This window comes from Corynebacterium sp. 212_CJEI (assembly GCF_001055915.1).
Taxonomy (GTDB): Bacteria; Actinomycetota; Actinomycetes; order Mycobacteriales; family Mycobacteriaceae; genus Corynebacterium; species Corynebacterium jeikeium_D.
In genome coordinates, this window is record NZ_JVPT01000078.1 from 99,381 (window position 1) to 122,827 (window position 23,447).

Here is a 23,447-nt window from a genome sequence, read left to right on the forward strand (position 1 = left end):
TGCTATGTGAAGGCCTAACCGTTACGCCCGCCCAGCTGCCACTCCGTCAGCCCCTCCAGCCCTCGCAAACGTCCGCCCGCAACCATCATGCCGCCTCTCCATCATCCTCGGCGAACCCCAAGTTCTGATAGCGTTCGACAAAGGCCTGGATGCGCTGCAGCACCCGCGTCTTGACCTTTTCACGCTCATTACCTGGGGTAAACCGCGACATTGGTGGAAGAACTCGAACAATTCCGGTGCCAAGCGTGCTGACAATGCCGGTGGTCAGCGCCTCTTCAATGAAAGATTGCGCAGTGGGCATCCGCAGTCTTTCTTCCGTGATGATCGCATTGAGTTCTTCCGTGCGTTTGGTCCTGATGAACTCCTCCCACTGCTCATCAACGGGCTGTGTCAGGCTCACGGTGCTGACGAACTCTTCAATCAGGTCGCGCTTGTTCCGCAGCGATGGGCTGGAGTTTGCAGCACGAGAAATCTGGGCACGAATTTCTTCTCTCTCGTCGCTGCCGTGGGTTTCACGGTATTGCTCGACGAGCATGAGAATGTAGTCGACATTGATCTCGACCTGCTTGATTAGCTCCATCTCGAAGACGACATCGTCATTGATGGACTCCCGGTCCCCGTCGCTTTCAGTACGGAATTCCGCAAAAAGGTCGAGGTAGATACTGCGGTAATCCTGCTCCTGGCGCGGCGTCAACAGCGCGTCAACAGCGAATTGGTCGAAGGAAGTCAGGATGTTTTGGACACGCAGAATCGCGCCGAAGAGCTTGATGAACTCCTTCTTCGCCTTCTCGCCAACAATGACCTTATCCAGCGGGTATTCCTGGAGCAGTCGCTTCACTAGCTTGGCATATTCGGCAAAGTACTCAGCGTAGGGCTTAAGCAGTACCACGCTTTGCGCCTTGGTATCGCCGAAGAGCCGCAGCGCCTGATTTGTGGCGTCTTCGAGGTCTCGGAAGCAGACAATGTTGCCGTACGTCTTGACGGAATTGAGGATTCGGTTGGTACGCGAGAATGCCTGAATCAACCCGTGGTATTTCAGGTTCTTGTCCACGAACAGCGTGTTCAAGGTAGTGGCGTCGAATCCGGTGAGGAACATGTTGACCACGATGGTCATATCGACTTCCCTGTTCTTCATTCGCAGGGAGAGGTCTTTGTAGTAGTTCTGGAATTTCTCGGCGGAGGTGTCGTAGTTGGTCTTGAAATACCCGTTGTAGTCGGCAATCGCCGCTTCCAGGTAATCGCGCGCAACCTTGGGTAGCTGCTCGGGCTCCATGCCTTCTTCACGGAGCAGGCCTGCCTCGTCGGCCACGGCAGTAGCTGCCGCATCGCTTTTCTTTTCGCTTGACGACGGAATCGTCGGTGACTCATCCTTTTCGGCCTCATTTGGTGCGAATGAGTAAATCATGGCAATCTTCAGGCGCTCTGCTTCTGGCAGTGATACTTGCGCTTCTTTGAAGAGGTTGTAGTAAGTGTAGGCAGCCTCAACAGAAGCGGTGGCGAAGATAGCGTTGAAGCCACGAACTCGTTGTTCTTTCTTTATTTCCTTAATCCGACCGCGGTGCCGGGCCTTTGCTGAGGCGGATACGTTCTCGACAACGCGGTGTTCGTAGAAGGTTTCCCGCTTTGTTTTCTGAGCGAAGTGTTCGAGCGTGTAGTCGACGACGTTTTTCAGGCGTGGCTCCGCCAGGAGTGCGCCTTCGGTGTCGATGCCTGCGACTTCCTTGTCCTTAACGCTTCCAACCGAGATGGTGTTGACGTAGTCAATCCGGAAGGGCAGGACATTCTTATCGTTGATGGCGTCAACGATGGTGTAGGAGTGGAGTCGTTTGCCGAAAGCCTGCTCGGTGGTTTTGAGGTTGGCTTTGGTTCCGCTGGTGGAGTTGTCGGCGAAGATGGGCGTTCCGGTGAAACCGAAGAGGTTGTATTTCTTGAACGCCTTCGTGATGGCAGTGTGCATGTCACCGAATTGGGAGCGGTGGCATTCGTCGAAGATGATGACCACGTGCTTGCCGTAGACATCGTGGTGTTTGTTGCCTGCGATGAAGTTCGACAGCTTCTGAATTGTGGTGATGATGATGGATGCGTCGTCGTCTTCCAGCTGCTTCTTCAGCACGGCGGTCGAGGTGTTGGAGTTCGCAGCGCCCTTTTGGAAGCGGTCGTACTCACGCATGGTTTGGTAGTCGAGGTCTTTACGGTCGACGACGAAGAGAACCTTATCTACATGCGAAAGTTTGCTAGCCAGCTGTGCGGCTTTGAATGAGGTGAGGGTTTTCCCCGAACCGGTTGTGTGCCAGATGTAGCCGCCAGCCTCCGTGGTGCCAAGGCGTTCACGATAGTTATTGGAAATCTCAACTCGTTGCAGAATCTTCTCAGCGGCGACGATCTGGTATGGGCGCATCACCAGTAGTTCTTCCGCAGCAGTGAAGACGCAGAACTTAGTCAGAATATTGAGAAGCGAGTGCTTGGACAGAAATGTCTTAGTGAAGCCAACAAGATCCCGGATGGGTTTGTTGTTTGCGTCAGCCCACCACGATGTGAATTCAAAGCTCTTAGCACCGCGCGCCGGGCGGCCTTTTCCTCCCGTTTCTTTGATGTGTAGTTCACGGGTGGTGTTGGAGTAGTACTTTGTCAGCGTGCCGTTGCTGATGACGAACAGCTGCACATAATCGAACAAACCATCACCAGACCAGAAAGAGTCGCGCTGGTAGCGCCTGATCTGGTTAAAGGCTTCACGCAGATCTACGCCACGGCGCTTGAGCTCGATGTGCACCATGGGAAGGCCATTGACCAGAATGGTGACGTCATAACGATTGGAGTGTTTCGCACCGCCTTCGCCCTTTTCCACCTCGTACTGGTTAATGACCTGCAGCTGGTTGTTATGGACATTTGCTTTATCCAGCAGTCGGATGTTTTTGCTCGTGCCGTCGTCACGCGTAAGAACCTGAATGTGGTCTTCGTGGATGCGACGGGTCTTTTCCTTGATTCCGTCGTTGGCGCTGGTGACGCAGGTGCGATAGAACCGTTCCCATTCCGCGTCGCTAAACGTGACGTGGTTGAGAGTTTCGAGTTGACGGCGCAGGTTGGCAACGAGGTCTGCTTCGCTGTGGATGGGCAGGTAGTCGTAGGCCTGCGACTGGAGGATGTTGATGAGTTCCTGCTCCAGTTGTGCCTCGGTTTGGTAGTCCTCCGAGGTGCGCTCCTCGGCCTGGTATTCCGCGACGACCGTGCTCTGCTCACCGACAGCAATTGGGTCGTACTTGGTTACTCGTCGCTTGCCGACGCCGTCCTGATTCATACAGCCTGCCCTATCCATCGAGTCGATGCCAATAAAGAAAGCGAGTGCTTAACCTAGTAACCTACAGGCGAACGAGAAAGACCAAACAAAGCGTGACGAGGAAACGTCTTGAGAGGCACCAAAAACACCCCCCATGGGGGTAGTTGCAGTTGAAGGTATGTCCGTCCCCGGCTAAATTGATGACATCACGAGTAGCCGACCTTTCTGTATAGAGAGGCGGCTACTCTTTTTTTATGCAAACTGACCAGTATAACTCGTATCGTAAAAGCAAATACAAGAAAAAGTCTTTTGATTTAAATTCGCAGATAACCAAGCTGTCGTCACATGGATTGTTAATTGACGATATGGAAACTGCAAAAAAATTCCTCCAAAATTGCAGCTATTTTCGATTCTCAGGATATGCTTATTATTTTAAGGACGGCGGCGAGTTCCATCCTGGTGTAAAGTTCTCCGATATAATTAATCTTTATGAGTTTGATGACGAAGTAAGAAAAAAATTAATTGAGGCGCTCCGAATAATCGAAATATGGATGAGGGGACAAATAGGGAATCGCTTGGGGGCCCATGACCCCTTCGCCCATCGATTGCCGACTATGCTTAGGAGAGAAAGAACGGTTTGGACTGCAGCGCCTACTTCTATCAGGATGTCATATCATGCGGAGTGGTTGGCTGACTATACCCGTGAAGAGAAAAGAAGTCAGGGGGATTTTGTCAGTCATTTTAGAAAGAAGTATGGTCCGCATTTGCCTGTATGGGCGGCGACTGAGATTATGTCGTTTGGGAATCTCAGTCGACTTTTTCCACAACTTCCCGAAGAGGATTGCTCTCTTATTGCAATGAGAGCTGGTTTGGTGAGCGAAAGAGGCAAGGGTGATTATCCTTCGCTAGCCAATTGGATAAATCATCTTCGGTATGTTCGAAACTGCTGTGCGCATTATTCACGGATCTGGAACCGGGTATTTGATACATCACTTTCTACTCCGAAGATTTCCGATCCGTACCTACCTGATTTTAATAAATTGCCGCACAAACTCTATAAAACGATAGTGGCAATACACTTCCTGTTATGTCGAATTGATCCATCTACTGCATGGGCAAAGGAAATTATTGCTCTAATAAAATCATTCACGGAGCTAAATCATGTCAATATTGGAGATATGGGATTTCCTGAAGGGTGGGAAGAGTCGCCTATATGGTCAGGTGAGTATCGCCAAAACACAGAGATTTCTGACTTGGTTGACCGTGTAACAGACATAGATTGCATAAGGCAATCTCAGTTGGTGAAGTTGTTTTCTCCTGAGAGAAATGAGAGGGGAAGGAAAGACTTCCTTAAATACCTGCGTGGGAAGGGGGCAATTTTCTCGTATCTAATCGGTGAAGTGAGATACTATCCTAAATTCCAGTTCGAAGAGACATTTAACTTCGTCAATGAAAGCGTGGCGGATGTTAATGAAGTCTTGTGTAAATACGCTAAAGAGTGGAAAGATTTAAATTCTGACAAGTTCATGCACGATTGGTGGCTTGGGGTAAATGAGAAAAATGGTTTCTCCGATGCGCCTATTCAGGAAATAGATAAGAACCCTAAAGGCGTTAAGGATGCTGCCGAACGGTATGTGTCATCCTTATTATCCCTTTAATTTGGCTTTGCTAATGGTCTTAGAAACTGAATAGGTTATCACGGTAATGCTCGTACTGGCTGCGTCGCGCCTCAATTTCGGCTGGCAGGCCGGAGGTGAGGTCGTTCACGAGTGCATCGAACTTGTCGAGAATATTCACGATGCGCTGCTGCTCTTCGAGGGGAGGAATGGGGATTGGGAAGTTCTTAATCTTTCTCGCGTTAAGGTTATTTTGGGAACCTTCACCTAGGTTTTTCAAAATAAAGTATTGTTTAGCAATCCAGTGATAAACGTATCGATAGTGTGCGATATCACTATCTACAGTGATGTTGCAGCAGGCTTGATTGGTGGTCAGTGGAATCTTGTTAACCGCAACTTTCGCTGCTGTTGCACCGTACATCGCCACAATTACGGAGTTTTCTGGAACCCATTTCGCCGAAGATGAATTGAGGCCTGCATCAGTAATAGATGCTGAGGTTTTATAGACGTCCCTGTAGTCGATGTCTTGGGTACGTAACCACGGGATTGAGCCGTTGTAAAACTCTTTTGTCCCGGACCGAGGCGTACCACCAGAGGAAATGCGTTGGGCCACTTCGTTCAAGGTCACCCACCGGACTCTCTCTCTCTCGGTAAACGTCAGCAGTTGGTCACGATAAAATTCATACTGCTTTTTCCTCGCTTCCAGCTCCGCTTCCAGCTCCGCTTCCAGCTCCGCTTCCAGCGATTGGAAGGTATCGAGAATTTTTACGATTTCTTGTTGGATTTCTAAAGGAGGGCATGGTGCCATCACTTTCGACATTGCCGCTGAAGAAATACGACGAACTTTTGTTCCAGTAATCCAGCGCTCGATTGATCGGTGGAAAAGTGAACTATTAAAAAAGTATGAAACAAACTTTGGATTCATACTGTGTCGAAAGACATAACCGTCGCCGCTTGTAACAATTTCCTCAGTGCCGAGCCAAGCCGTGGCTTTGCCCAAATCCTCATCGTTTTCAGACGTGGTAGCGATGAACACATCGCCAGGTAACATCTTCCGCTTCTTAGCGGCGAAGTCATCACTGACAAACGACTTAGTTTCCGTAGCCCAGATTCCGTAGTGGGTATAAATCTGGCCGTAGTGGATACAGCCGACACCGCTTTCGGTGAAGTCTTTCTTCTGGAGCCCACCACCACGACTGAAAGTGCCAACCTCGCCCAGCGGTTTGTGCTCCACACCATTCGGGCAGAGTTCCTCGATGAGCTTTTCAATCTGGTTCACTTCTGCTCCTTCGGTGTTTGCTGAATCTGTTTCTGAACTGCAGTGATTTCCTTGAGATAATCCCGTTCCACGCCACTGGGTTGGGTATCCATCACAGTTTTGTACTTCTCGTATTCCTCATGGGCCTTCTGTACAGCTTGGCGGTGGGAAACCGTTCCTTCTCCCTCCAAAGACTTGCCACCCATGGCCGCAATCATTGTGGTGAGGTGATCCATCCAGTCCGCCATATACGTTGGCTGGTGCATCTGCGCACGGAATTCTGCCGCATCGAAGTAGGCAGAAACCAAGGTATTCAGGCGTTTTAGTTCGTCCTCGGCAAGGTAGTTTTTGGCAATCTCCACCTCGGCCTTGGTGATGCGCTCGCCCTTCCAATTCGTCAACCCCATGTTTGGCTTTGTGGCATCCGAACGCTCGTAAACCACCTCGGCTGCCGTGTGGCCGTGAGCACCAAAATGAAGCTTATTCTGGACTGTCGCAAAGAACTTCTTACTCACAGCGGCCCGCGGGTCGTAATCCACGCTGGTGGCATACAAGTCTAGAACCTGACGATGAATGACCTTCTCGCTAGAGCGAATGTCACGAATACGCTCCAGCAATTCACGCCAGTACGTTCCGCCTCCGCCCTCTTTCAGCCGCTCATCGTCCATGGCGAAGCCCTTAATCAGGTATTCGCGCAAAACCCCTAGTGCCCACTGTCGGAACTGAGTACCCCGCAAGGACCTCACTCGGTAGCCCACGGAGATAATCACGTCGAGGTTGTAGTGCTCCCGCTCGCGCGAAACTTCCCTTGAACCTTCGAGTTGAACTGTTCGGAATTTCCGAACAGTTGCCTCTGACCTGGGAAGCTCACCTTCCGCAAACACATTCCTAATATGTTCGGAGACGTTCGCCTTTGACGATTGAAACAGCTCCACCATCTGGGCCTGAGTGAGCCACACGGTTTCGTCGACAAGCCGTACCTCAATGCGAGTAGCGCCGTCGTCCGTGCGGAACATCACCAGCTCGCCCGCAGACGCCATGCTCATGTCGCCGTTCGTGTCAGACATCGGTGCGGGTTCCCTCAAGATCTGCCACAATCTCATCGATGGCCTCGCGCAGCTGACGCTGGCGCTCCACGATGCCAACAATCTGCTTATTCAGCTCCACGATGTCAATGACCTCGCGGGTGTCCTCCGGCTCGACATAGGAGGAAACCGCGATGTTGTAGTCGTTTTCTGCAATCTCCTCAGCGGGCACCAGCTTGGTGAAATACTCCACATCCTCGCGGGCAGTGAAGGAATCCAGAATCTTCTTCTGATTCTTCTCATTTAGTCGGTTCTTGTTGCCACTTCGCTCAAACTCTGCGGAGGCATCGATGAAGAGAACCGAATTGTCCTTTTTCGACTTCTTCAACACGATGATGCAGGTCGCGATGGTAGTGCCGAAGAAAAGATCCGGCGGCAACTGGATAACCGTATCCACATAGTTGTTATCCACCAGGTACTTGCGGATTTTCTTCTCCGCGCCGCCACGGTAAAGCACACCGGGGAACTCAACAATTGCGGCAGTGCCGTTCGTCGCAAGCCACGAGAGAATATGCATCGTAAAAGCCAAATCGGCCTTCGATTTCGGGGCCAGGACGCCCGCCGGTGCGTAGCGTGGATCGTTAATCAGCAGAGGATTGTTGTCGCCCTCCCACTTGATGGAGTAGGGCGGGTTGGACACGATTGCCTCAAACGGCTGGTTATCCCAGTGTGCAGGTTCGGTGAGGGTATTGCCCAGCGCAATGTCGAAATTATCGAAGTTCACATCGTGCAGGAACATGTTGATGCGTGCCAAGTTATACGTGGTCAGGTTGATTTCCTGGCCGTAGTAGCCCTCGCGGACACCGCCTTCGCCAAGCACCTTCTTGAATTTCAACAGCAGCGAACCAGAGCCGACAGCTGGGTCGTACACCCTGTTCACGCTCTTCTTTCCCACCACGGTAATCCGGGTCAGCAGCTCAGAGACTTCCTGCGGCGTGTAGTACTCGCCTCCGGACTTGCCTGCCTGAGAGGCGTACATACCCATCAAGTACTCGTAGGCATCACCGAATAGGTCGATGGAGTTGTCATCGGCTTTAACGGTGAGAGGCATATTGCCGATGTGCCTCATCAGATCGTAAATCTTGTTATTGCGTTCGATGACCGAGTTGCCAAGCTTGTTGCTGTCTAGGTTGATGTCGTCGAAAAGCCCTTGAAGATCGCTTTCGCTAGCGGTGCCTTTTGCAGATGCTTCGATATTTTTGAATACCTGCTGCAGTCGTTCATTGAGGTTCTCGCGGTAGTGCTCGTCAGCCGCCTGCTTGCAGACGTTGGTAAACAACTCAGAGGGCACAATGAAGTAGCCCTTTTCCTCGACAATGCTGGCCCGGCCCCACTCGGCATCCTCGTCAGAAAGGGAAGCGTAGTCCGCGTCCTCATTTCCAGCGGCACGTTCGCCGTCATCGATGTACTCGGTGAGCTTCTCCGAGATAAAGCGGTAGAACATCATGCCGAGCACATAAGACTTAAAATCCCAACCATCCACGCTGCCACGCAAGTCGTTGGCGATGTTCCAAATAGTCCTGTGCAGCTGTGCCCGGTCTGCGTCACTCATAGTGAAAATCCCCGCTCAATCAGTAAAAATGCTTGAGTTTCCAGTCTAGTGGCAGACGATACGAAGTCAGGGGAGCACGCTCCGGGAGAAACTGACCCCCTACCGCTTCCGCAGCACCAGCACCAGGTTCGACACCGCGAACTCGCGCAGCCCCGGCACGTGCACCATCCACCAGGCCCACCACGGGTGGTAGCGAGGGAATGCGGCCAGCAGTTCGCAGTCGCCAGCATCCGCCGCAGCGCGCGCCCACTTCAACCCTTCACCGCAACCGACCTTGAACAGGGATTCGCCAAAGTAGTTCTTCGGTCGCTTGCCGTGCTTCTTCTCATACATACGTCGCGCGCGGTCGCCGCCCAGGTAATGCGTCATCCCCATCTCGTGGCCACCGAACGGGCCGTACCAAATGGTGTACGAGTACACGACCAGCCCGCCCGGCTTGGTCACGCGCAGCATTTCCTCGCCCATCGTCCACGGCTCGGGCACGTGCTCGGCGACATTCGACGAGTACGTCAGGTCAAAGGCGTCATCGCGAAATGGCAGCTCCAGCCCCGATCCGCGTACGGACGACTCCAGCTTGATCCCCGCCGCCGCCATCTCACCCACGTCTGGCTCGCAGGTGTAATACTCCACGCCACGCTGGGCAAATGCGCGGCCAAAATACCCGGGGCCGCCGCCGACATCAAGGATGCGTTTGCCTCGCAGAGCGGTGTTCGTCGTAACGCTTGACGACGTGCCCCCTGCGTCCGCCGACCCCGTCGCACCATCCGCGCCAGCCGCGATGCCTTCTAGGAGGCCGATGGTGTCCTCGGCCAGGTGCCCGTAGAAGATATCGGGATCGGTTTGCTCGTATTTGAAGTCGTTGAGCAGCCCGAATGAGCGCGACAGCGTAGCAAAGCTGCGCAGCTCTTTCAGAGCGGGCGGGACGATAAAAGCGGGAAAGCGAAAGCTGGTCACGTCAAACAATCTAATGGACTGGTTGGGTTTGGGAGTATGGATTTGAGCTAAAGCGGCAACGAAAGCCGCGCCGAGCGTTAGGCTCATATTGTTATGAAAATCTTACTGTTGTGTTGGCGCGACACTGGTCACCCCGAAGGTGGAGGTAGTGAGCGCTATTTGGAGCGCGTCGCAGGTTACCTTGCCGACCAAGGTCACACCGTGGTGTTCCGCACGGCCAGTTACCCAGACGCACCAGCCCTTTCGCGTCGTGATGGCGTGACGTTCTCCCGCGCTGGTGGAAACTTCTCCGTCTATGTGCGCTCCTGGACCGCGATGCTGGGTGCGCGATTTGGCGTGGGCCCAATTGCCAAGGTGCTCGGCGGCAAGCCGGATGTCGTGGTCGACACCCAAAACGGTGTCCCCTTTTTCGCGCGGATTTTCTCCGGCGCACCGACGGTGCTGCTAACACATCACTGCCACCGCGAACAGTGGCCAGTGGCAGGGCCGATTATTAGCAAGCTTGGGTGGTTCATCGAGTCGCGTCTGTCGCCGATGATTCACCGCCGCTGCCGCTACATCACAGTTTCCGAGCCAAGTGCCGCTGAACTGGTAGAACTTGGAGTGTCGCCGGGGCGCATCGCGGTAATCCGCAATGGTGTGGACCCGATTCCGGAGGAGTTGCAGTCGACCGAAATCATGGCGGACCTATCCGAGTGCGACGGTCCAGCACCGCATTTGGTGACGCTGTCGCGATTGGTTCCGCATAAGCAGATTGAGCACGCCATCGATGTGCTTGCAGATCTTGTACAAGATCGTCCAGGTGCGATTCTCGATGTTATTGGCTCGGGATGGTGGCACGACAACCTGGTGGAATATGCCCGTGACAAGGGCGTTTCGGACCACGTGGTATTCCACGGGCAGGTCACCGAGGCGGATAAACACCGCATCCTCTCCAAGGCGTGTCTGCACCTGATGCCTTCGCGCAAGGAGGGCTGGGGGCTCGCCGTCATCGAATCGGCGCAGCACGGCGTGCCGACGGTCGGTTACCGTTCCTCGGCGGGCTTGCGCGATTCGGTCAACGACGGTGAAACTGGCCTGCTGGCCAGCGATGAAGCGGACCTAATTACCAAGACACGACAGATTCTCGATAACGGTGAACTGCATCGCGCAATGTCCAAGGCCTGCGTCGCCCGTGCCGCGGAATTTGGCTGGGACAAGACCGGTGAGGCAGTTCTGAATGTCTTGGAAAACCCAACACTGGACAAGCTGCTACCTGCGGCGGGGCAGTAGCGCTTCCATTACTCCAGTCAGTAGTCCCGCCAGCAGCCCAGCGAGTAGGCAAAGAGTCCAGATTCCAAAGGCTGTCCACGCAGCTGCATAGGCCCCCTGGCTTGGTTGTGTGGCCGGCTCGATTACACCGGGGACATGGTATAGCTGCAGGTCAGGTGTTTCATAGACGGGGTCTAACGCTGCCACAATGTCAGCGGAGTCGCCGAAGTTGCCGGGCGAATTCTCCACTAGGACCCAGCCAACGCCTTGGTCTCGAAGACTCTGGAGCGCAGACTCAAGCTCCTCGTGTCTCTTCGCACCACCGAGCAGCGTGCGCTCAACGGTTGTGGCTCCCTCGCCAGACACCGACTGCCCAGAGACAATCAGTTCGCCGGAGCTCACCACCGGAGCGGGCAAAATCTTCGTAGCCGGGTCGAGGACAGGACGCCCATTAATAATGCGGTAAGAACCGGCAGGTAGAACCGCAACGCGATCGTCGTCAAGCGCGACCACACCGGAAACCGCCGACCATCCTTCCCATGACGGAATGGGGCGGAGTGGAGCGACATCGGCGGGCAGCGTGGGGACAGCGGCGATGATGATGAGCGCGCTGACGCCAGTAGCCAACCACTGGCCGATGTTGGCGGTGGTCCCGCGAGCGCGGCGTGCCAGGTATTCCGCACCGCTTGCGGCGAGGATGACATAGGCGGGGACGGCGAGCGCGATCCACTTTTGCGTATCACGAAGCAGGCCCGCGCCCGGGATGTGCTCCAGCGCCCAACCCATCATCAAAATGCCCGGCGTTGTTGCGGCGAGAGCGACGAGCATGATGGCCGTGGCGCCAGTGATAATCAGCCCCCGCCAGCGCTCTTGCGAATGCCAGGCACGACGGAATCCCAGACCCATAAGCACCAGGAGTGCCAGCACCATAATCGCCGAAAAACCAACCTCGCGCGTCAGTGGCACAGCCTGCTTATTCCAGATGCCACCCAATCCCAACAGGCTGCCGAGCGTGCCGACGTGTGCCTCTGCTCTGGCCGCAAATGCGGCAGCGCCAGCCGCATCGGAGGACCCAGCTGCACTCGGGTTCAGCAAAGATGCCACTAGCCACGGTGAACTGACCGCTACTGTTGTGGCCACAATCCAAGCGCGGTCGCGGCTATTGCGAGCGGTAACAATGCCGGTGATACCAGCCAAAAGGGCACCGGTCGGCGTGAGACCCGCAGCGGCAATTGCGCTGGTGCGCCACAAGGCACTACCCATCTGCGTTGCCAGAACAACTGCCGGAAGCAGCAATACGGCGATGACCAGTGACCACTGTCCCTGGAGCAAACGCTCGACCACAAACGGGTTCCAGAGCAGCATCGTCGGTGCAATCAGCTGGCTGGCTAAGCTCGGAGTCATGGGTACAAGGCCCGCACCGGATGCGCTACTGGTGCCCGAGCCGTGGCGAGTGAACCTGCGGGCGAGCTCAGCAGCTGCAAGACCACCAATCAAACAGGCGCCCACCATGCCGAAGCGCACCCAATGGCTGGCATCCACAAAGTAGCCCAGTGCCCACAGTGCGGTGTCCTGCGGAACAGCTCGTGCCGCAGCGGGGCCGAGTCCCAGGGCCGCGTCGGTAAGCGGTGGGTGATTGGGGATGACCATGTCGCGCAGCAGAAACATCGGTGCCCCAAAGCGACCATCGGCCGGGGCCTTGTGGGGCACAAAGAGCGGCCAGCACACGGCAGCGGTCAGCAGGAGAATCCACGACAACACAAAAACCCAGGCGACTCGCTCCGAATGAGAGTGAGCCGACTGGGTCAGAGTAGTGCGGAAACGTTGTGTCACGTGCCCTATATTAAATTATTTTTCGCTTTCCTCAGTGAAACTTAGGGTAAGCGAGAGCCTGTGGCACCGTAGTTTCGCGTCTTAGGCGGACTTGCTGCGAACACGGAAGCCAATCACGATGAGAACCAGGCCGAGGATACCGAGAATCCACGGTGCGACAGTGCCACCGATAGTCAGCGACTTACGGGCTTCCTTAGCGCGGTCCATCTGGCGGCCCTTGGAGCCTTCGTCCCACTGAGCGGTGTACTTCATCGCGGTACGGTTCTGCTCCTTGGCCTCCTTTTCACGGCCAGCCTTAGAAGCAATCTCTTCGGCTTCCTTCTGATCCTTGGCGTAGAACATGAACATCTCTTCAGTACCGTTGACGATCACGCCAGAGGTCGGCTCGACGCGGACAGTACGGACGTTGGTGTAGTAACGATCCAGCTCGACGTCGTCGTCACCCTCCAGGCCCCACTTGTGAGCCGGGAAGCTCAGGCGCATGGAAGCCAGCGAGGACTTGTCAGCCTCGGTGAGCTTGCGGCCGTCGCGAGTGAAGTGCTCGGTCAGGGACTCGTAGAGGTTCTGCGGCGGAATGGTCATGGAGTACTTGTAAACCTTGACGCCATCCTGAGTTTCCTCACCGACAAAGTCAATCTCGAAGTTACGCATCGCCTGGACGTCGTAGTACGGGTAGGACTTCTTCTCAGCACCAAACGGGAACTGGTACTGGATGCCCGGACGGGTGAACGTCGGCGGCTTGGTGTCCGAACCACCCTGCGGTGCGTTAATAGCAACGCTGGAGATCGGGTCATCTACCGGGTACGCAGTGCTGCGGTCAACAGTGATGCGGTCGAGGGTCGCATTGATGAGGTTCTTCGGCTCTTCGCGGTCATCGCGCAGCAGAGTGGTACCGACCTGGAGAGTTGCAATCTTGTCGTCAGCCGGCTCCTCAATCTCAACGTGGCGCTTCGACTGCATCGGAGTCTTGTCGTTGATGAAGCAGTGGACCGGGAGATCGCGCTTCTCTTCGTCCGTCTCTGCCTTGCAGCGCGGGTCATTCTTGCGGTTTGGCGTTGGCTCATTCTTGCCCAGCTGGCTGGAGTCCAACAGAGTGCCGTCGCGCACCTCCGTGATGGTATCGCTCACAGTGTCAAGTGGGATGACCCGGAGGCGAGGCACCAGGAAGGTTGGCAGAAGGACGGCAATGACAATCAATGCAGCACCGATAATAATCAGTGCATGTCCGAGAGTTCTCTTCATCAGCGGATAGTCCTTTAACTGTACGTAACTTTCTGCTGCAAAACCTAGCAGGAAGTTAGGAGTTATGTGGTGTGTTTTTTAAAAATAACTTGTCGGGAAAACAAAAGAGTTTTGGAAAAACCGGCCTGAACAGGACTTATTTCATAATAAAATACAAGTGATTTTACTCATTCCGGTATCCGTGTAAGAAAGTACTATGACGTCCAAGGCATATGCGGCAGCGCCAAACGCTGGGCAAGACACAGTGTCGAGCTCTGTGCCGAACTCTACGCCGAACACTGTATCCAGCTCGGGATCCAGCACTGCATCGAGCTCTGCCACCACATTCCGCCCAGGCTTCCTGCCTTCGCTGGAGGGCCTGCGAGCTGTGGCTTCGATGGGCATCATCGGCACGCACGTCGCATTCCAGACCGGGCATGATGTGGGAGCCCTGTGGGAGCGCATCCTCGGCCGCTTCGACTTCTTCGTGGCCGTTTTCTTCGTGCTGTCCGGATTCCTGTTGTGGCGTTCTCACCGCTCGGGTTACGGCGGAATTCCCCGTCGTAAAGCATTGTCCGATGCCGACGGCGGACGGAAGAAGAGCTGGGCGAAGTACTACAAGAAGCGCGTCGCGCGCATTATGCCCGCGTACTGGGTGCTAGTGCTTATTGTGCTCATCGCACTGCCGGTGGGGCGCGGCGCGGATCTCAAGATTTGGCTAACAAATCTGACGCTGACACAGGTGTATTTCTCCGGCTCGCTGCACGGTGGGTTGACGCACCTGTGGTCGTTGTCGGTGGAGGTCGCGTTCTACATCTCGCTGCCGCTGTTTGCCATTGGGCTTAGCCGGTTGGACCCGCATCGCCAGCAGGGGCGCCGCATAGTGGCAATTTCCCTGCTTGCGATCTTGAGCTTCGGCTGGCCCTACCTGCCACTGCCGTACCCAGAAGGCGTTAACCCGCATATTCAGCCGATTGCCTACTTTTCCTGGTTCGCAGCTGGCATGATTCTCGCCGAGCTGGAATCGCTCCAGGGCGTCGATACCGATGCCGCCCGCGCGAAGGTGGAGACCATGCAGCGCTGGGCACGCCGCCGTTCGCTGTGGCTGGCGATCGCCGTTGGTGCGCTGGTTCTGGCTTCCTACCTGGGTCCCGAAGGGCTAGTCGAGCTCACCAACTGGGAATTCACCCGCCGCCTGCTGTGCGGTCTGGTCTTCGGTGCCGCCATCATCGGCCCCTGGACGATAGCGCCGGAGTCTCGCTTCCTTGAACACCCCATCATGCAGGCGCTAGGGCGCTGGTCGTACGGTATCTTCCTCTGGCACGTGGCGATGCTCTCCATTGCATTCCCGCTGCTTGGCGTGAAGCTGTTCACCGGACATCTGCTCAGTGTCACCATTGTCACGGTCGCACTGTCGATTCCGGTGGCCGCCGCCTCCTACGCGCTCGTCGAGGAACCTGCCCGCCGCTTCTTCGCACGCGTCTGGGTCAACCGCTAACGGCTTTTAATCAGCGGTGTTGTCGGTGTCGTTATCAGCACCGCCACCGGAAAGCATCGAGCAGCACGCCACGATCGTCAGCGCCGCCGTCACCAGTAACTGCAGCGGCCAGTCGGCACCGGCGTAGTCATCCTTCGGCCACGGGTTCGCCGCCAGCACCAAGCCCGCAATCAACATCGTCGCAGCAAGTGTCACAATAAGGGCGTTTCGCACGTTCAGCCATGGCTTGACGACGTCCCCACGCTTCCGTGCCCAGAAAACCGCACCAAGGGTAGTGGCAACCACCACGAGGGCAACGACCACGCCAGGCCAGCTGGATACCAGCGTCACTGTCGCGGCAGCCGCAATGCCAATAGTCGCCCGCGGCAAGTCATTGCTCAGCGAAGACGCGGGAATCGGGGTGGTGAGAGCGAAGCGTCGCCAAGCGAAAGCCAGCCCCACAGTGACCAGTGCGTACACGGTTGCGAGTGCGCCGCCTGCCAGGATGCTAGTACGCCAGGTCTGCTGCGGTGGGTAGGTCAGCTCGACCGCACCACCAATACCGGCCGGAATCGTCCAACCCTGCTGCCAACCAGAGACCGTTACCGGCTTCATGGCGGCGCCTCCGACACGGAGCTCATGGCCAGCATTGACAGAGATTGGCAACCACACGATGCGATCGTGGTCGGCAGCGTCAATGGGATTGTTCAGATCGATTGGCGTCACTTTCTGCTGCTCAGCTGACGGCGCGAAGTAGTCAGTCGAGGTGAGCGACACCCAATCGGACTTGGCATCGATGCGCCATGGCCCCGGTGAGAGCTCAATCTCTTCACCGCAGGTCAGCTCGCGGTGATCAGAGCCGTCACCGCGCTGGAGGCTGGCCCACGGGGCTCCGATGCTGCTGCGGCAGGTATCAGCATCGACCTTTACCTTTACCGGCTTTGGAACGGTGAACAGGCGCACCAGCGTGCCCTCGTGAATCTCCTGGCCGAAGACCCAACGCTGAGCCAGCGAAGAGGAATTCGGCACCACCGGGACACGAACCGGCGTGAGGTCCTCCGCTATATCCTCGGTGGAAAGTTCCGCCTCTTCATCGGAATCGGGGCTGCTGGATTCGAATGCGTCGAAGCCAGTGTCTCGCTGTGGAATCACCAGGCCTAGCTCGGAGATAGCAAAGCCTACAGGAGCAATCTTTGCTGTGATGAGCACAGATGTGGTCTTGCCGCCGGGCAGCGGAATACGAGTCGTCTCACCCGGGACTAACTGTACGGAGCTCGAAGCCGTATCAGTCTGGATGCGCAGTTGCACTGGAACGCGAGCACCGGTCAGGCTGAGCACTGCGTTATCGGTCGGTTCCTTCCACGACAGTTTGACCCACTCAGCCTGGCTCTTGCCCGCCAAGGGTTCCCACCAGGTGGAGGTGTCGCCGTCGAGCATTGCGTTGACCGAGTGGTCAGCCGATGCACCACCGACGTTGTATGGCTCAGAGGCCGACGACGAAACCTCAATTGTGGCGCGACCCGTTGCTGTCTGCGTCAGTGGCAGTCCCACGACGGGGTAGTCCGGAACGAGGTTGCGGACATATGAATCCTCATCTTCGGCCAGGATTGCTGACTCCGCACCGACGACTTCACCATAGTTGCGGCCGCGGCGGGCGGGTGTGTCGGTGACAGTGCCGGCATCCTTGCCAGACAGGATGCGCACCGGAGCATCGGAATCGACTTCGTCAAGCCGCGGGAGCACTTCGGGGCCGCCGGCGACCAGCGGCACCTGGGTAGTGTCCACCAACCGCGGTGAAAGTGCGTGATTGCGCAGCTCCTTCGGGCCCGCACCCCAAATCTGGATAGCGGTATGGCCGTCCTCGTCCGCGAACTCCGCCACCTTTTCCATGGTCGGAGAGTCCTGCAGCGTGGAAGTGATGGCGCGCAGCGAATCGCCCCTCGAGGTAACTCTCAAGTCGTGGCGGACCAGCACGTAGCCGATACCGTTGTTGCGCAGGGTGGCATCCAGTGCCGGTACCTCACGGCCCCGAGTCAGTGAATTGCGCAGACCATCGAGGCCGCGAATCGCCTCTGGAGGCACTAGCGGCACCGTATCGCGGACGGCCCAGGGCACGTCGGCAAGCGGCTGGAGCGGTTCGTCGCGAGTATTGCCCCATGTCTGATCAGCAAATGGCGATGACGGCATCACCAGCGTGCGGGTGTCCTCGCCCTGCGCATTCAGCCAGTCGGCCGCTTCGTGCCAGTAGCCCGGAACCTCGGAAAAACTACCTGTCGGGGCGAGGCGTGCGCTCCACGCAGGGGCAGTGGCACTGGCGATAACCACCAGAACCAGCATCGATGCGATAGCGCGCGGGTGCTTCTCCGGGTGTAGCCACTGCTGCCAGCCAGTGGTCGCTGAATCGCTCGCCGTCTCGTTCGTGTGCTCGTTCGCCGGCTCTCGCCACGGCCATGGCAGCTGGGCTGTCGCATGAGCGAAGCCGATAACAAGTGGCAGACGCACAATAGTGTCAAATTTGTGCAGGTTGCGCACTGCTGCGAGCGTGGAATCGAGCACCTCTCGAGCCGATTCCCACACCAGCCCGAACGGCTCCGTCCAGGCCGCCATGATGACAAGCCCGATGAGCAGCATCATCAGCCACATTCGACGCAGCGGCAGCGAGCGCATGACCAAGCCAAGTAGGCCAATCGCCGCTACAGCCAGGGTGGCGTAAATGAGAATGGGCTCCGCGACCAGCGCATTTCCGCCGACTCGCTCGAAAGAGACAAACGGAGTCCACGAAGTGGAACCGCGGAGCGTCTCGCCGAGACTCAACCAACGAGTGGTCACACCGGAGGACTCAATGTAGTCCGTAAACGGTGGTGAGTACTTGCCCAGCAGGAGTAGCGGCACAATCCACCACATGCTGACCGCCGCACACGCAGCCAGCCAACCGCCGAGCATCGCCCACGCACGCCCGCGACGAGGCCCCGTAAAAGCGAAGAAGAGCAGCATCAGACCTGCGGGGATGCAAGCCGCCGCTGTACTGACCGCATTGACCGCGCCAGTGCACAGTACCGCTAGACCGGACAGCAATACGGCACGGGCGGTCGCACGCCAGGGCAGTTCCTCGCGCCGGGCTGCGACCCGCAGGAGCGGAAGCAGAATCCACGGTGCCAGCGCGACGGGCCAGGTCTCGGACGAAATCGCGCCCAACGTCGTAATCACACGCGGCGACAACGCGTACAACAATGCCGCCAATACGCGAGAGGTATGCGTGCCGACGTTTATAGCTTCGGCCACGCGATATGCGCCGGTAAAAGCCACGCAGAGAGTAAGGCTCCACCACAGCGCCTGAATCAGCCAGCCAGGCGCTAGGACATCGGGCAGCAAACTAAACAGCGCGAAGAATGCGCCCTGTGGAAAGAGATAGCCATATGCCTGGTTTTGGAGCTGTCCCAGCGGCATGGTGTCTGACCACATGTTGAGCGAGGCGGACAAAAACCTGATGGGGTCTTCTGTCAGGTCGTGCTTTGTGTCAGCGACAGTCTTGCCGGGGGACTGGACGAATGCCAGCAGGCACAGCAAAGCCCACCAAGGTACAAGCACGCGCTTACGCGCTCGAACAAAGGTGGGCATAGCTCTAAAGGAGGGTTAGCGTTAAAAACTTAACGCTGACCGTACTCGACACCGCCAAGCAGAGCGTCATCGGTGGAAACAGCCTGTGCTTCCGGAATTCGGTCTTCGGTCAGAGCCTGGCCGATGCCGAAGATAGCGGCACCACCGAGAAGGGCGCCAATGAGCGCCGAGGCCAGGGCAGGGCCAACGCTACGACGCTGCTCGGAATCAGTTTCGTATGCCATGTTGTGGACTCCTCGTGTGCATTAAGTCAATACTGTTTATAAAACTACACTCTGTGACTTCTGTAAACCAGTGGAACAGCTGGGATTCTCTCCCCGCCTTGAATCCTGAGCGGTTTCAGTGGTCATTGAGTTTTCTTAGTTGAGAGATTAACCCATTTTCTATCAGCTAAGTAAGTTTTTAAAAATTTTCTAGAAATTATTCTTTTTCCCCCGGAACGACGAGGACCGGACGGCCAGCATTCTTCAGCAACGCGTCAGAGGTCGAGGCGGTGAACAGACCACGCAAACCAGTCACACCACGAGTGCCGGAGATAATCACGCCCGCATCGAGGTCGTGAGCTGCATCGACGATGGCCGACCAGATAGTAGTTTCAGTCTCTACCAAGTAGGGCTCCGCGACGAAGCCAGCCTCAGCGGCAATCTGTACACCCTCACGGCAAATACGGACGGCCTCGTCGTGAGCCGGATCGCCGTCTTCAGTCGTGGCATCCCAGTCGGGCTGCATCATGCCAGAGGCGCCAGCAGTGCGAGCTGCAGCGCGCTGCAGGGGTTCCCAGGCAGTCAGAATGTAGGCCTTCTTAACGCGCAGCAGTTTTCCGGCATAGGCCAGCGCGCGCTTGGCTTCGTCGGAGCCGTCGTAGGCAATGAGCATGGAATCAGAAATCGGTTCAACCATTTTTGAGTTCAATCCTTACGTCAGAGATAGCCGAAAGACTGTCAATAGATAAAGAAAAAGAGATGTCGTTGTAGTCCAGGATAGGACAACAGCAACATTCAGCACGCTAGTTTTTTTAAGCTTCCCCGAACCAGCGGGCTCGGGTCGGCTAGAGAGTCATTAGCAGGAAGCGGTAACGTCCATTGTTATGGCGATAGAAGAAAAACCAGGGCAACCACAGCCAAAGGCTGCTGGGTCCTCGAAGAATGCCATCGCGCTCAGCGTTCCCGTTCTTGTTATCGCCGTAATCGTCGCGGCGCTGAACTTGCGCCCGAGTATTGCGTCGATTGGTCCGGTGCTCGATCAGCTCCTCTCCGACCTCGGCGCATCCTCCGCCTTTGGTGGTCTGATTACGGCCATTCCGGGGCTCGCGTTTTTCGCGATTGGGTTGTCCGCGGTGTCCGTCGGCAAGCGCATGGGTTTAAGCGGCGCACTCACACTGTCTGCAGCGTTGCTATTCGTCGGTCTTGCGGTGCGCCCGTGGGTGAGCAGCATCTGGCTATTCCTGTTGTTTACTGCGTTGTCGGTTGCTGGCATTGCGCTGGGAAATGTGCTGCTACCTGCGTGGATTAAGGTGCACGGTGGTCGCCATACGGTCGTGCTGATGATGCTGTACTCCAGCATGCTCGCCCTCGGCGGTGGACTGGGGCCAGCGACGGCATTTTTGATTAGCGATTCTCCCGAGACATCTGCAGGTGGTATCGAAATGTGGCGCTGGGCGCTTGCCGCATGGGCAATCACCGCCCTGGTGCAGCTCGTCGTGTGGTTGCCGCTGCGTGCACGCATCGGATTCGACTACCCGAAGGCGCCGGTCAGTGCCTCGGCAAGCACACCAATCTGGAAGTCACCGACAGCCATTGCACTGGCAGTTTTCTTCGGCGTGCAGTCGATGAACGCCTACGTGCTCATGGGCTGGATGCCGAAAATGCTTATCGACGCAGGTATCAGCGTAAACATAGCCACTGCAGCGTCCATGATTGTTCAAGGGTTGGGCATCATCGGCGGACTGCTGATGCCGCCGCTGATTGCACGGCTCCGCACCATGTCCTACGTTGCCTTTGTTCTCGGCTGCCTTTTCTTCCTCGGGTATGCGTTGATGATTCTGATCGACCAGCGGGGAGCGGCGGAAACTGGTGTGAGGTATGCGATTGGCGCTGCCTTCCTGCTGGGTGTGGGCGGGTTTTGTTTCCCCATGGCTATCGCGCTGATTCCGGGCCGCACGCGCAGCCATGAGCTGACCGCGAGGTTGTCCGGCTTCGTGCAGCCAATCGGCTACATTTTCTCCGCAGTCGGGCCATTCCTGGTGGGTGTGGCCGCTGGAACGACGGAAACGTGGACACCTATTCTGGTCGTACTGCTTGGTACTACGGTCGTGCTTGCAGTGCTTGGGCTGGCTGTCGGTCGGCCAACGTACATTGATGACGAACTGGCCGACCGAGGTATCGGCGAAAAGAAGCCGGGGCGTATTCAGCTCGACTGAATTTAGGGGAGTTAGCTCCACTGTATTTGGACACGGGCCAACTTAGCTTTGAAACTATGACAAAGAAAAAGAATTTAATCGCGCTGGCCTGGAGTTTTATTCTCGGACTGCTGTTCATTCCGGGATTGATTGTCTCCGCTTTTCTTCTGCCCTGGATTCCGCTCATTGGCCGCGGTGCCGATTGGCTCTCCCGGTGGGCAGCATCGTGGTCCGGCACCCCAATCGCCAACCGCGTGACCAATCGCTGGTTCGACATCCGCAACTTCGTCAACCTGCTCGTGCAGTTGGCCATTGGCTTTGTCACCTTCACAGCGTGGGTCGGCGGCGGGTTCACTGTCGGAGTGCTCTTCGCTGCACCATTCCTGGTTGATGAAGTGCGGTTTTTCAGCTGGACTCTGACTGACCCCACACAGAAAATCGGGGTTGCCTGGGTTTTCGCCATCCTCTTTTTGGTGCTGACCATCGCCATCAACCTCGGTGCCGGCCTGCTGTCCATTTGGCTCTCTCGCGTCATCCTCGCACCATCCAGTGAGGAAGTCAGCCAGTCCCGCGATGTGCTCATCGACTCTTTCTCAGGCGAGCGCCGTCGCATTGAGCGCGAGCTTCACGACGGTCCGCAGCAGCACCTGACCGCCTTGAAACTCAACATTGCCGCTGCTCGCATGGGTAAGACTGAGGAAAAGGTAGCCGAGGCACTCTCTGCCGCCGACCGCAATGCAACGCAGGCTCTTGCGCAGCTGCGCTCCGTGGTGCTTGGCATTGCCCCGCCAGTGCTTTTCGAAAATGGCCTAGTCGCAGCAGTAGAGGAATTGGCAGCGCACTCTGGCATGGAGGTTTCTGTTCGTGAGGACGGTGTCTCCGACTTCGGCCCGATTGATGAAACCACAGCGCTGCTCGCTTACCACTGCGCAGCGGAGGGGCTGACCAACGCCACCAAGCATGGCCATGCCGATCGAGCTGATATCACTCTCGGGGTTCAGACTCCGAAGAAGGCGCTCGTGTCCCATCTGGGTACGCTTACGGTCACTGTGCGCGACAATGGCGAAGGCCTGGAAAAACCAACGAGTGCAGACGCTGTAGACGTCGTAAAGCATGACAGTGGAACCGGCATTGCGGGCCTGCGCGAACGGGCGGCAGCGCTCGGTGGAACCGTGGAACTCACCAACGCCGACGGTGGAGCCCAATTGCTGCTGGAACTGCCGATTCGCCAAGGAAGGACGCGATGAAAGTACTGCTGGCAGAGGACTCCGTACTCCTGCGCGAGGGGCTGACCGGCCTGCTGCGGGCACTGGGGCACGAGGTCGTCGCCGTCGGCGATGCGGATCAGCTGCTCGCCACCGCCGAAGGGCAGGTGTTCGATGTCATCGTCACCGATGTCCGAATGCCGCCGAACATGCGTGACGACGGACTGCTCGCGGTCTCCACACTTCGCCAGGACAACCCCGACCAGCCGGTTGTGGTGCTCAGCCAATACGTGGCGGCCAGTTACTTAGATCGCCTGCTGCAGCATGGTGGCTTTGGGTACCTGCTTAAGGAACGCGTCTCGGATGTCGACCACTTCGTTGCGGCGCTGGAAGAAGTGCGTGGTGGCGGTACCGTGGTCGATTCTGAAGTGGTTGCGACGCTACTGGCCGCAAAGCAGGACGGCATCGCCGAGCTGACTCCACGTGAGCGCGAAGTGCTGGACCTGATGGCGCAGGGGCTTAGTAATAAGGAAATAGAAAAACGCCTAGTACTAACCGCAGGCGCTGTGAGTAAGCATGTGGCGAATGTGTTCTTGAAGCTTGGCTTCCAACCGGAAGATAACAACCGTCGTGTCAAAGCAGTGTTGCGGTGGCTGAGATATACCGCGCCACCGACTTAGGCTTTGCCGTTGTCTTTGGTATAAA

At 56.6% G+C, this 23,447-nt stretch carries 16 protein-coding genes; 6 read left to right on the forward strand and 10 right to left on the reverse strand.

All coding sequences use genetic code 11. From position 1 onward, the window contains the following. Positions 1-85: 85 nt before the first annotated feature. On the reverse strand, positions 86-3,295 hold the full coding sequence (locus ADB02_RS10470; RefSeq protein ID WP_049191017.1) for a type I restriction endonuclease subunit R: 3,210 nt from the start codon (positions 3,293-3,295) through the stop codon (positions 86-88). Between the two features lie 233 nt (positions 3,296-3,528). Here ADB02_RS10470 and ADB02_RS10475 point away from each other — a divergent pair, with 233 nt between their 5' ends. Next, on the forward strand, positions 3,529-4,932 hold the full coding sequence (locus ADB02_RS10475; RefSeq protein WP_049191019.1) for an Abi family protein: 1,404 nt from the start codon (positions 3,529-3,531) through the stop codon (positions 4,930-4,932). Positions 4,933-4,951: 19 nt separating this feature from the next. Here the strand turns inward: ADB02_RS10475 and ADB02_RS10480 are convergent, their stop codons facing one another. The 4 genes from ADB02_RS10480 to ADB02_RS10495 form a co-directional block, all read right to left on the reverse strand. Then, positions 4,952-6,169 (reverse strand): restriction endonuclease subunit S, encoded by a 1,218-nt coding sequence (locus tag ADB02_RS10480; protein ID WP_049191020.1) that lies wholly within the window; start codon positions 6,167-6,169, stop codon positions 4,952-4,954. Further along, the gene (locus ADB02_RS10485) at positions 6,166-7,215 is read right to left on the reverse strand and encodes a virulence RhuM family protein (protein ID WP_049191023.1); all 1,050 of its coding nucleotides are present in this window, start codon (positions 7,213-7,215) and stop codon (positions 6,166-6,168) included. Before ADB02_RS10485 ends, ADB02_RS10480 begins: the two co-directional genes overlap by 4 nt. Then, positions 7,208-8,785, reverse strand: coding sequence for a type I restriction-modification system subunit M (locus tag ADB02_RS10490; protein WP_049191026.1), 1,578 nt, complete (start codon positions 8,783-8,785; stop codon positions 7,208-7,210). The genes ADB02_RS10485 and ADB02_RS10490 overlap by 8 nt, the downstream gene beginning before the upstream one ends. A gap of 99 nt (positions 8,786-8,884) precedes the next feature. Continuing rightward, entirely contained in the window at positions 8,885-9,739 is an 855-nt protein-coding gene (locus ADB02_RS10495) for a class I SAM-dependent methyltransferase (RefSeq protein ID WP_241482471.1), read from the reverse strand. Positions 9,740-9,832: 93 nt separating this feature from the next. On the opposite strand from ADB02_RS10495, the gene ADB02_RS10500 reads away from it, so the two are divergent. Then, complete coding sequence (locus ADB02_RS10500; RefSeq protein ID WP_049191027.1) at positions 9,833-11,011, forward strand: glycosyltransferase family 4 protein; 1,179 nt, start codon at positions 9,833-9,835, stop codon at positions 11,009-11,011. Here ADB02_RS10500 and ADB02_RS10505 read toward each other — a convergent pair. Together ADB02_RS10505 and ADB02_RS10510 are read right to left on the reverse strand one after the other, a co-directional pair. Then, the gene (locus ADB02_RS10505) at positions 10,991-12,823 is read right to left on the reverse strand and encodes a hypothetical protein (RefSeq protein ID WP_049191029.1); all 1,833 of its coding nucleotides are present in this window, start codon (positions 12,821-12,823) and stop codon (positions 10,991-10,993) included. The two genes, ADB02_RS10500 and ADB02_RS10505, sit on opposite strands and share 21 nt — an antisense overlap. An 81-nt stretch (positions 12,824-12,904) precedes the next feature. Further along, entirely contained in the window at positions 12,905-14,065 is a 1,161-nt protein-coding gene (locus ADB02_RS10510) for a DUF3068 domain-containing protein (RefSeq protein ID WP_049191031.1), read from the reverse strand. 256 nt (positions 14,066-14,321) lie between these two features. Here ADB02_RS10510 and ADB02_RS10515 point away from each other — a divergent pair, with 256 nt between their 5' ends. Next, positions 14,322-15,542 carry an acyltransferase family protein gene (locus tag ADB02_RS10515; RefSeq protein WP_241482472.1) on the forward strand — a complete coding sequence of 407 codons (1,221 nt, stop codon included), beginning with the start codon at positions 14,322-14,324 and terminating at the stop codon, positions 15,540-15,542. A gap of 6 nt (positions 15,543-15,548) precedes the next feature. On the opposite strand, the gene ADB02_RS10520 is transcribed toward ADB02_RS10515, so the two are convergent. The 3 genes from ADB02_RS10520 to ADB02_RS10530 all read right to left on the reverse strand — a co-directional run bounded on the left by ADB02_RS10520 (position 15,549) and on the right by ADB02_RS10530 (position 20,039). Further along, on the reverse strand, positions 15,549-19,139 hold the full coding sequence (locus ADB02_RS10520; RefSeq protein WP_049191032.1) for an alpha-(1->3)-arabinofuranosyltransferase domain-containing protein: 3,591 nt from the start codon (positions 19,137-19,139) through the stop codon (positions 15,549-15,551). Between the two features lie 29 nt (positions 19,140-19,168). After that, positions 19,169-19,363 (reverse strand): DUF2613 domain-containing protein, encoded by a 195-nt coding sequence (locus ADB02_RS10525; RefSeq protein ID WP_005510537.1) that lies wholly within the window; start codon positions 19,361-19,363, stop codon positions 19,169-19,171. A gap of 196 nt (positions 19,364-19,559) precedes the next feature. Beyond that, complete coding sequence (locus ADB02_RS10530; RefSeq protein WP_005510532.1) at positions 19,560-20,039, reverse strand: universal stress protein; 480 nt, start codon at positions 20,037-20,039, stop codon at positions 19,560-19,562. A gap of 187 nt (positions 20,040-20,226) precedes the next feature. Here ADB02_RS10530 and ADB02_RS10535 point away from each other — a divergent pair, with 187 nt between their 5' ends. The 3 genes from ADB02_RS10535 to ADB02_RS10545 are packed head-to-tail and all read left to right on the forward strand — an operon-like array spanning position 20,227 to position 23,422. After that, positions 20,227-21,558, forward strand: a complete 1,332-nt coding sequence (locus ADB02_RS10535; RefSeq protein WP_049191035.1) for an MFS transporter — start codon at positions 20,227-20,229, stop codon at positions 21,556-21,558. A gap of 56 nt (positions 21,559-21,614) precedes the next feature. Next, a complete protein-coding gene (locus tag ADB02_RS10540; protein WP_049191037.1) occupies positions 21,615-22,784 on the forward strand; it encodes a sensor histidine kinase in 1,170 nt (389 codons plus the stop codon). After that, entirely contained in the window at positions 22,781-23,422 is a 642-nt protein-coding gene (locus ADB02_RS10545) for a response regulator transcription factor (RefSeq protein ID WP_049191039.1), read from the forward strand. Before ADB02_RS10540 ends, ADB02_RS10545 begins: the two co-directional genes overlap by 4 nt. The last annotated feature ends 25 nt before the right edge of the window (positions 23,423-23,447 follow it).

Excerpts from the sequence above, each read along its gene's own strand:
- ADB02_RS10470 (WP_049191017.1), bottom strand. The coding sequence starts at position 3,295 with ATGAATCAGGACGGCGTCGGCAAGCGACGAGTAACCAAGTACGACCCA.
- ADB02_RS10475 (WP_049191019.1), top strand. The coding sequence starts at position 3,529 with ATGCAAACTGACCAGTATAACTCGTATCGTAAAAGCAAATACAAGAAA.
- ADB02_RS10485 (WP_049191023.1), bottom strand. The coding sequence starts at position 7,215 with ATGTCTGACACGAACGGCGACATGAGCATGGCGTCTGCGGGCGAGCTG.
- ADB02_RS10490 (WP_049191026.1), bottom strand. The coding sequence starts at position 8,785 with ATGAGTGACGCAGACCGGGCACAGCTGCACAGGACTATTTGGAACATC.
- ADB02_RS10500 (WP_049191027.1), top strand. The coding sequence starts at position 9,833 with ATGAAAATCTTACTGTTGTGTTGGCGCGACACTGGTCACCCCGAAGGT.
- ADB02_RS10510 (WP_049191031.1), bottom strand. The coding sequence starts at position 14,065 with ATGAAGAGAACTCTCGGACATGCACTGATTATTATCGGTGCTGCATTG.
- ADB02_RS10520 (WP_049191032.1), bottom strand. The coding sequence starts at position 19,139 with ATGCCCACCTTTGTTCGAGCGCGTAAGCGCGTGCTTGTACCTTGGTGG.
- ADB02_RS10525 (WP_005510537.1), bottom strand. The coding sequence starts at position 19,363 with ATGGCATACGAAACTGATTCCGAGCAGCGTCGTAGCGTTGGCCCTGCC.
- ADB02_RS10530 (WP_005510532.1), bottom strand. The coding sequence starts at position 20,039 with ATGGTTGAACCGATTTCTGATTCCATGCTCATTGCCTACGACGGCTCC.
- ADB02_RS10535 (WP_049191035.1), top strand. The coding sequence starts at position 20,227 with ATGGCGATAGAAGAAAAACCAGGGCAACCACAGCCAAAGGCTGCTGGG.
- ADB02_RS10540 (WP_049191037.1), top strand. The coding sequence starts at position 21,615 with ATGACAAAGAAAAAGAATTTAATCGCGCTGGCCTGGAGTTTTATTCTC.
- ADB02_RS10545 (WP_049191039.1), top strand. The coding sequence starts at position 22,781 with ATGAAAGTACTGCTGGCAGAGGACTCCGTACTCCTGCGCGAGGGGCTG.